This is a genomic window from Bradyrhizobium cytisi (genome assembly GCF_008123515.1).
GTDB classification, from domain to species: Bacteria; Pseudomonadota; Alphaproteobacteria; order Rhizobiales; family Xanthobacteraceae; genus Bradyrhizobium; species Bradyrhizobium cytisi.
This window is the reverse complement of the sequence record NZ_VSSR01000023.1, coordinates 102,471-110,000: the sequence shown is the minus strand read 5'-3', so window position 1 is coordinate 110,000 and position 7,530 is coordinate 102,471. Positions and strand designations below refer to the sequence as shown.

Sequence of the window (7,530 nt, the reverse complement as noted above, 5' to 3'; positions counted from 1 at the left end):
TCAGGTATTCGGAGTTTGGTTGGGTTTGGTAAGACGGTAAGTCCCCCTAGCCCATCCAGTGCTCTACCCCCTGAGGTATTCATCCGAGGCGATACCTAAATATCTTTCGCGGAGAACCAGCTATTTCCCAGTTTGATTGGCCTTTCACCCCTAACCACAAGTCATCGGAGTCTTTTTCAACAGACACCCGTTCGGTCCTCCAGTGAGTGTTACCTCACCTTCAACCTGCTCATGGCTAGATCACTAGGTTTCGGGTCTAATACAACGAACTTGGCGCCCTATTCAGACTCGCTTTCGCTACGCCTTCGCCTATCGGCTTAAGCTTGCTCGTTAAATTAAGTCGCTGGCCCATAATACAAAAGGTACGATGTCACCCAGAACGTATCTTGGGCTCCATCTGTTTGTAGGTGTCCGGTTTCAGGTCTATTTCACTCCCCTCGTCGGGGTGCTTTTCACCTTTCCCTCACGGTACTGGTTCACTATCGGTCGCTGAGGAGTACTTAGGCTTGGAGGGTGGTCCCCCCGCGTTCAGACAGGATTTCACGTGTCCCGCCTTACTCGTGGATACATCATCGCATTACTCGTACGGGGCTATCACCCTCTGAGGCCCAGCTTTCCTGACTGGTTCCGATTGTCTTTGATGTATCACTGGCCTGGTCCGCGTTCGCTCGCCACTACTAACGGAGTCTCTGTTGATGTCCTTTCCTCCAGGTACTTAGATGTTTCAGTTCCCTGGGTTTGCTTGAAACCTCCTATGTATTCAGAAGTCTCATACCTTCTCTTGATAACCGGAAATCCAAAACCTCTTCGATCGAAATCTAAAGGCCAGGAATCTTCCATTATCTGGTCGAACCCCACACCGCAGTCTTTCGACTGAGGTCTTGGAGTTCCGGCTATCGAAGGTGGGTTTCCCCATTCGGAAATCCGCGGATCAAAGCTTCTTCGCAGCTCCCCACGGCTTATCGCAGCGTAGCACGTCCTTCTTCGCCTCTCAGCGCCAAGGCATCCACCGAACACCCTTAAGGCACTTGATTGCTCTCATTATCAATGTCCACACACTCGGCAGAATGTTGTCTGCAGAATTACCAAGAAACCTAAGTCTCTAAGGCACGCGCCCTCGATGAACGCTATCTGCAGCCGGACAATGATTAGAAAGACCAGCTTGCTTCGTAAGATCGTTCCGATAGCGAGGCGGTCAAGCTTCGCTAAAAGGATCATTTACAACTCGCATGTCTTTCAGACGCGACCTTGTGAGCCACACTGAAAGGCGCGCGAGCGCCGAAATGATCCGGAGATAATGAAGTCTCGCGCAGAAACCTTCTGCACGATCCAACTCGGATCGATCTCCTCTTTACGATGTCAGAAATCACGCAACCTGCTGTCTATCCAGACTAGCAGGATGCGAAGTGATGTTTCGCGGACGATTTAGGTACACAATTTGTCGGCAATCAAACCATCTGGTGGAGCCAGACGGGATCGAACCGACGACCTCATGCTTGCAAAGCACGCGCTCTCCCAGCTGAGCTATGGCCCCGTAACCAGAAGACGAATGCTTACCCGATGAGTGTGGTGGGCCTGGGAAGACTTGAACTTCCGACCTCACGCTTATCAAGCGCGCGCTCTAACCAACTGAGCTACAAGCCCCTAACGCATATCCCGTCAAGGACCAGGGATCCTGCGCATACAGGCCCAGCGCGTGTTCGTCCGCGAAGAAAGAGAAACGTAGACGGCGAAATCCCGCCAATGCAGCTCAACGATCCTGACGACCGTTGGCCACTGATGTTTCTAAAACGGTTCGATAGAAGCAAGCTTCTGAAGAACCATCCTTAGAAAGGAGGTGATCCAGCCGCAGGTTCCCCTACGGCTACCTTGTTACGACTTCACCCCAGTCGCTGACCCTACCGTGGCCGGCTGCCTCCATTGCTGGTTAGCGCACCGTCTTCAGGTAAAACCAACTCCCATGGTGTGACGGGCGGTGTGTACAAGGCCCGGGAACGTATTCACCGTGGCGTGCTGATCCACGATTACTAGCGATTCCAACTTCATGGGCTCGAGTTGCAGAGCCCAATCCGAACTGAGACGGCTTTTTGAGATTTGCGAAGGGTTGCCCCTTAGCGTCCCATTGTCACCGCCATTGTAGCACGTGTGTAGCCCAGCCCGTAAGGGCCATGAGGACTTGACGTCATCCCCACCTTCCTCGCGGCTTATCACCGGCAGTCTCCTTAGAGTGCTCAACTAAATGGTAGCAACTAAGGACGGGGGTTGCGCTCGTTGCGGGACTTAACCCAACATCTCACGACACGAGCTGACGACAGCCATGCAGCACCTGTGCTCCAGGCTCCGAAGAGAAGGTCACATCTCTGCGACCGGTCCTGGACATGTCAAGGGCTGGTAAGGTTCTGCGCGTTGCGTCGAATTAAACCACATGCTCCACCGCTTGTGCGGGCCCCCGTCAATTCCTTTGAGTTTTAATCTTGCGACCGTACTCCCCAGGCGGAATGCTTAAAGCGTTAGCTGCGCCACTAGTGAGTAAACCCACTAACGGCTGGCATTCATCGTTTACGGCGTGGACTACCAGGGTATCTAATCCTGTTTGCTCCCCACGCTTTCGTGCCTCAGCGTCAGTACCGGGCCAGTGAGCCGCCTTCGCCACTGGTGTTCTTGCGAATATCTACGAATTTCACCTCTACACTCGCAGTTCCACTCACCTCTCCCGGACTCAAGATCTTCAGTATCAAAGGCAGTTCTGGAGTTGAGCTCCAGGATTTCACCCCTGACTTAAAAACCCGCCTACGCACCCTTTACGCCCAGTGATTCCGAGCAACGCTAGCCCCCTTCGTATTACCGCGGCTGCTGGCACGAAGTTAGCCGGGGCTTATTCTTGCGGTACCGTCATTATCTTCCCGCACAAAAGAGCTTTACAACCCTAGGGCCTTCATCACTCACGCGGCATGGCTGGATCAGGGTTGCCCCCATTGTCCAATATTCCCCACTGCTGCCTCCCGTAGGAGTTTGGGCCGTGTCTCAGTCCCAATGTGGCTGATCATCCTCTCAGACCAGCTACTGATCGTCGCCCTGGTAGGCCATTACCCTACCAACTAGCTAATCAGACGCGGGCCAATCTTTCGGCGATAAATCTTTCCCCGTAAGGGCTTATCCGGTATTAGCACAAGTTTCCCTGTGTTGTTCCGAACCAAAAGGTATGTTCCCACGCGTTACTCACCCGTCTGCCGCTGACGTATTGCTACGCCCGCTCGACTTGCATGTGTTAAGCCTGCCGCCAGCGTTCGCTCTGAGCCAGGATCAAACTCTCAAGTTGGACTTGAACTTTGAACCGGCTGATCACAACGTTTGACGAGGTCCCACCATTTTTCGTCGACCGAAATCGACGAGCTGCCTGCGATTCACATCGCGGGCAACGATGGTGTACCTTTGAAACGTGTACCGCCGAAGTCTTTCGTCCGGTCCCGATCAGAAAAGCCGAAGCTTTTCAGATGCGAGACCCGCAAGGACTCCGCCGTCCACGTTTCTCTTTCTTCATCTTCACTTGTCAAACAGCCCGGGACCAGGAGGCCCCAACCTTCCAGAGTGGAAGGGTTCCGACACCCTTACCGACGACGAATGAACTCCAACCGATTTGTGTCGGCTGTTGTGCACTCAACAAGGTGAGGAGCATCAGTGGCGCGTTCGCTCGCCTTGGTCAGTGACCCGGCGGCGCCGCGCTCAGTGGTCGGGTTATAGGCCCCCCCGCCCGGGATTGTCAACGCCCATCGTCAACAAATCGTCGCACAGCGGATCGTCGAAAATAATCCAGCGATTCCAGTCGATTAGAAGGCCGTGGAAGCGGTGGGGCGAAGTCGCCCGGCAAAAAATCTGAAAAAAGTTTGGCCCCCGAGGGGCTCGGAAGCGGCTCGGGAGAGGCTCCGGACGGGGCCCCCGGTGGAAACGCCGCAAGCAGCTTGCGGCGCCCCTCGGCGCAAGGCCCCTGCGCCCGGCCGTTCAGGAAACTTTTTCCGTATTAGGCGCCGTACTAGAGCCACAATCCCGCGGCGTTCTGATAAGAGACAAGCTTGAATCGCGGGATGCCAGTGGGGGCTGCCGGCGATTTTCATGGGGTCCAGAGAAGGCGATCTGATGATGACGCAGCCTTCTTCGGACATTCGAAAGACATCGAGAGATCTTCACCTGCCTTGCTGTTCGTAATTTCGGCCGGGCCCTGATCGGGGCCTACTGAGCGCGAGCACCTGTGCGGCACGGCTTTTTCCGCGATCCCCCCGCAAGAGGGCGACCAGGGAGAGGTTCGAGGCGAAGGGTCTGGGGTCGTTGATTTGGGGACTTGGATTGGGGGACTTGGGTTGAACCAGAGGACGTCGCGCGGCGCTTATGGGCGTGAGACCGGGATCATCGATCTCGGCCACGAGCCGCCGCTGTCCGTCGACGGTTCCGAGGCCGCGGTCATCGATCGCCGTCGCGTCTCGGTGCAATGGTTCAGCGGCACAATTCTGACCGGACTCTGCGGCGCAGCCCTGATCGGCGGCGCCGTTTTCGCATCTCTCGACGGCGAAATGACCTTCGCCAAGGTGCCGGAGCGGGTCGAAGGCGCGCTACGTGGTGCATTCGGAGCTGCCGATCGCGCCGCCACCCTGCACAAGAGCGACCGCCTGCCGCCGCCGAACGACTCCACCGCTTCTCGCAACATCGTGCGCGTCTCGACGGTCGCCCGCGTCGGCAACCGCGACGTGATGCGCGTGCGTCCCTTCATCCGGATCGCCGGCAATCTGTCGATGACGACGAGCGACCTGTCGGCGAAAATCCCGCCGTTCAACGCACAGCGCATGCTCACCGACGTCGGCTCCGATCCGAAAACCGCGACCGACGATCCGAACAATCCTGAAGCCGTCGAGCCCGACGCCGAGGTCTCTTTCGTCACCAAGGACCTCTCGCCGGTGCTGCCGAAGGCCAAGATTTCCGCGGTTGTGGCGCTCGACGACATCCTGATGCGGGTGCGCGATGCCGCCAATTGGCGCGGCAATGGCGGGGTGCGCTACGCGTCACTTGCCAATGCCACCGCCGACATCGCCGGCGCAAGCGGCCCCTCCGACATGAAGATGGCCTACGCCACTGAAGTGTCGCCGTCCGATCCCTATGCCGGCTTCGAGACCCGCGTGGTGCCGGAAAACGTCACGCTGCTGCCGAAGACCAAGGAGCAGATCACCGGCGGCAATCCCAACGGCGAGCGCGTCCATTTGGTCAAGAAGGGCGACACAGTCGCGTCCGTCCTGCGCGACCTCGGCGCCACGGCTGACGAGATCAAATCGATTACTGCGACGCTCGGCCCCCGCGGCCGCGACGGCGGCCTGAAGGAGGGCGAAAAACTTCGCATCCTGATGGCGCCCGCAAGCCCCGGCGCCCGGCTGCAGCCCTATCGCGTCGTCGTCGCCAACGACACCATGGTCGAGGCGATCGCGGCGCTGTCCGATCTCGGCAAATACGTCGCGGTCGACGTCTCCAGCATGAACACCGTCGCGGACGCTGCGGCCAACGCCAACAGCGACGACGATGACGAAGATGACGGCAGCGGCGTGCGGCTCTACCAGAGCATCTACGAGACCGCGATGCGCAATAAAGTGCCGATGCCTGTCATCGACGACATGATCAAGATCTACTCCTACGACGTCGATTTCCAGCGCAAGGTGCAGCCGGGCGACTCGTTCGACGTGTTCTACGCCGGCGAGGACGAAGGCGTGACGGCGACCGACAAGAGCGAGGTGTTGTTCGCCTCGCTCACGGTCGGCGGCGAAACCAAGAAATACTACCGCTATCAGAGCCCCGACGACGGCGTCGTCGACTACTATGACGAGACCGGCAAGAGCGCGAAGAAATTCCTGGTTCGTAAGCCCGTCAACACCGCCATCATGCGCTCCGGCTTCGGCGGTCGCCGCCATCCGATCCTCGGCTATGTGAAGATGCACACCGGCGTCGATTGGGCCACCGCCTACGGCACGCCGATTTTCGCCGCCGGCAACGGCGTGATCGAAAAGGCCCAGCTCGAGGGCGGTTACGGCAAATACGTCCGTATCAAGCACAACAACGGCTACGAGACCGCCTACGGCCACATGTCGGCCTTCGCCAAGGGCATGGAGCCCGGCAAGAAGGTGCGGCAGGGCCAGGTCATCGGCTTCGTCGGCTCGACCGGCCAGTCGACCGGCCCCCACGTCCACTACGAAATTCTCGTCAACAGCCGCTTCGTCGACCCGATGCGCGTGAAGCTGCCGCGCGGCCGTTCGCTCGAAGGCCCGATGCTGTCAGGTTTCGAGAAGGAGCGCGACCGGCTCGACGGCATGATGAGTGGCCGGGGCGGCGCGATCGCCCGCATGTCGGATGCGACGGGTGGGCCGCTCCAGGTCACCAACCGGTAGCCCGCCCGATCGTCAGGGAACCGACCGAAGCCCCAGGCGTCGGCTTCAAAACCTTCCGTTCTGCATTCGATCTGGTTGGAACCGGCCGGGGTCCGGACTGGTTGATTTCCCACGACAGGCAGGGGCTGAATGGAGGATGTCATGGACAATTGGACGAACGCAAAGCTGTGCGACGTCGCAAACCTGATCCTCGGCGCGTTCCTGTTCTTCTCGCCTTGGATGTTCGGTTTTGGCGCCGGAGCGGCCTCACAGAACGCATACATCGCGGGCATCGTGATTGCGATCCTGGCGATCGCGGCGCTGGCGGCCTTTGCGGTGTGGGAAGAGTGGCTGAATCTGATCGTCGGCCTTTGGACGCTTGTTGCGCCTTGGGTGCTCGGCTTCCAGGGGGCCAAGACGGCAATGACCATCCACATCGTGGTCGGCATCGCAGTCGCCGTGCTTGCCGCCATCGAGCTCTGGATCATGTCACAGAACCCGCCGCGGCTGACCGCAAGCCGCTAGCAGACTGCGCCCCGCCCGCGCCCCACGTGCTGGCGGGGCCACGATCGGAGCGGCGCTACGACAACGCAGCTGCGCGCACGATCACGAAGACGATTCCGATCGCCGTAAGACCAAACGAGACGGCCATGAGCGGCAGCAGGACGTCGATCGCGGCATCGGTGCCGTGAAGCGTTGCACCCCAAACCTTGAAGTCGCCGGCTTCCCAATCATGCAACGAGGGCTGCTGGAGATGCGGCTCATCGGACACCTGGCGCCTCCAGACCCGCGACAATATCCACGGAATCCCCGCCGCGACCAGGAACAACAGGCTGACAAACGCGAGCAACAGGCTGATATCGCTGCTGCGATCGAACAGTACCCAAGCCATCAGCGCGAACCAGGCGACAAGGCCGACGGCGGCACCATAGATCTTTGGATGAAGCTCGTCGAAGGCAGGTCGGTTACGGGAGACAAGATCCTTGTTCATGGCGATACCCCACGCTCGCGGGATTCGCCGGGAACCCATGGCAAATGCCTTTGCAGCCGACAGGAACAATCGGACGCGACGTCGGTCAACTCCGACGCCGGATTGGTGCGTCCAACGGCGAATCCATGTGGGGCAACCTGC

3 protein-coding genes, 2 tRNA genes and 2 rRNA genes (1 of these 7 cut by a window edge) are annotated in these 7,530 nt (G+C 58.9%); 2 read left to right on the top strand and 5 right to left on the bottom strand.

Going from position 1 to position 7,530, the window contains the following annotated elements; genetic code table 11:
• The 4 genes from FXB38_RS15435 to FXB38_RS15420 form a co-directional block, all read right to left on the bottom strand.
• A 23S ribosomal RNA gene (locus FXB38_RS15435) occupies positions 1-1,034 on the bottom strand (it extends 1,839 nt beyond the left edge of the window).
• A 424-nt stretch (positions 1,035-1,458) separates the two neighbouring features.
• Positions 1,459-1,534 (bottom strand) — tRNA-Ala (locus FXB38_RS15430).
• A gap of 33 nt (positions 1,535-1,567) precedes the next feature.
• A tRNA-Ile gene (locus tag FXB38_RS15425) sits at positions 1,568-1,644 on the bottom strand.
• 186 nt (positions 1,645-1,830) lie between these two features.
• Positions 1,831-3,319, bottom strand: a 16S ribosomal RNA gene (locus tag FXB38_RS15420).
• The 16S and 23S rRNA genes sit together here with 2 tRNA genes alongside, the layout of an rRNA operon.
• A 1,036-nt stretch (positions 3,320-4,355) precedes the next feature.
• Between FXB38_RS15420 and FXB38_RS15415 the strand changes: the two genes are divergently transcribed.
• Positions 4,356-6,419 carry a M23 family metallopeptidase gene (locus tag FXB38_RS15415; protein WP_148751720.1) on the top strand — a complete coding sequence of 688 codons (2,064 nt, stop codon included), beginning with the start codon at positions 4,356-4,358 and terminating at the stop codon, positions 6,417-6,419.
• A 141-nt stretch (positions 6,420-6,560) separates the two neighbouring features.
• Entirely contained in the window at positions 6,561-6,923 is a 363-nt protein-coding gene (locus FXB38_RS15410; RefSeq protein WP_148751719.1) for an SPW repeat protein, read from the top strand.
• 55 nt (positions 6,924-6,978) lie between these two features.
• On the opposite strand, the gene FXB38_RS15405 is transcribed toward FXB38_RS15410, so the two are convergent.
• Positions 6,979-7,389 (bottom strand): hypothetical protein, encoded by a 411-nt coding sequence (locus FXB38_RS15405; RefSeq protein ID WP_148751718.1) that lies wholly within the window; start codon positions 7,387-7,389, stop codon positions 6,979-6,981.
• Positions 7,390-7,530: the final 141 nt, after the last annotated feature.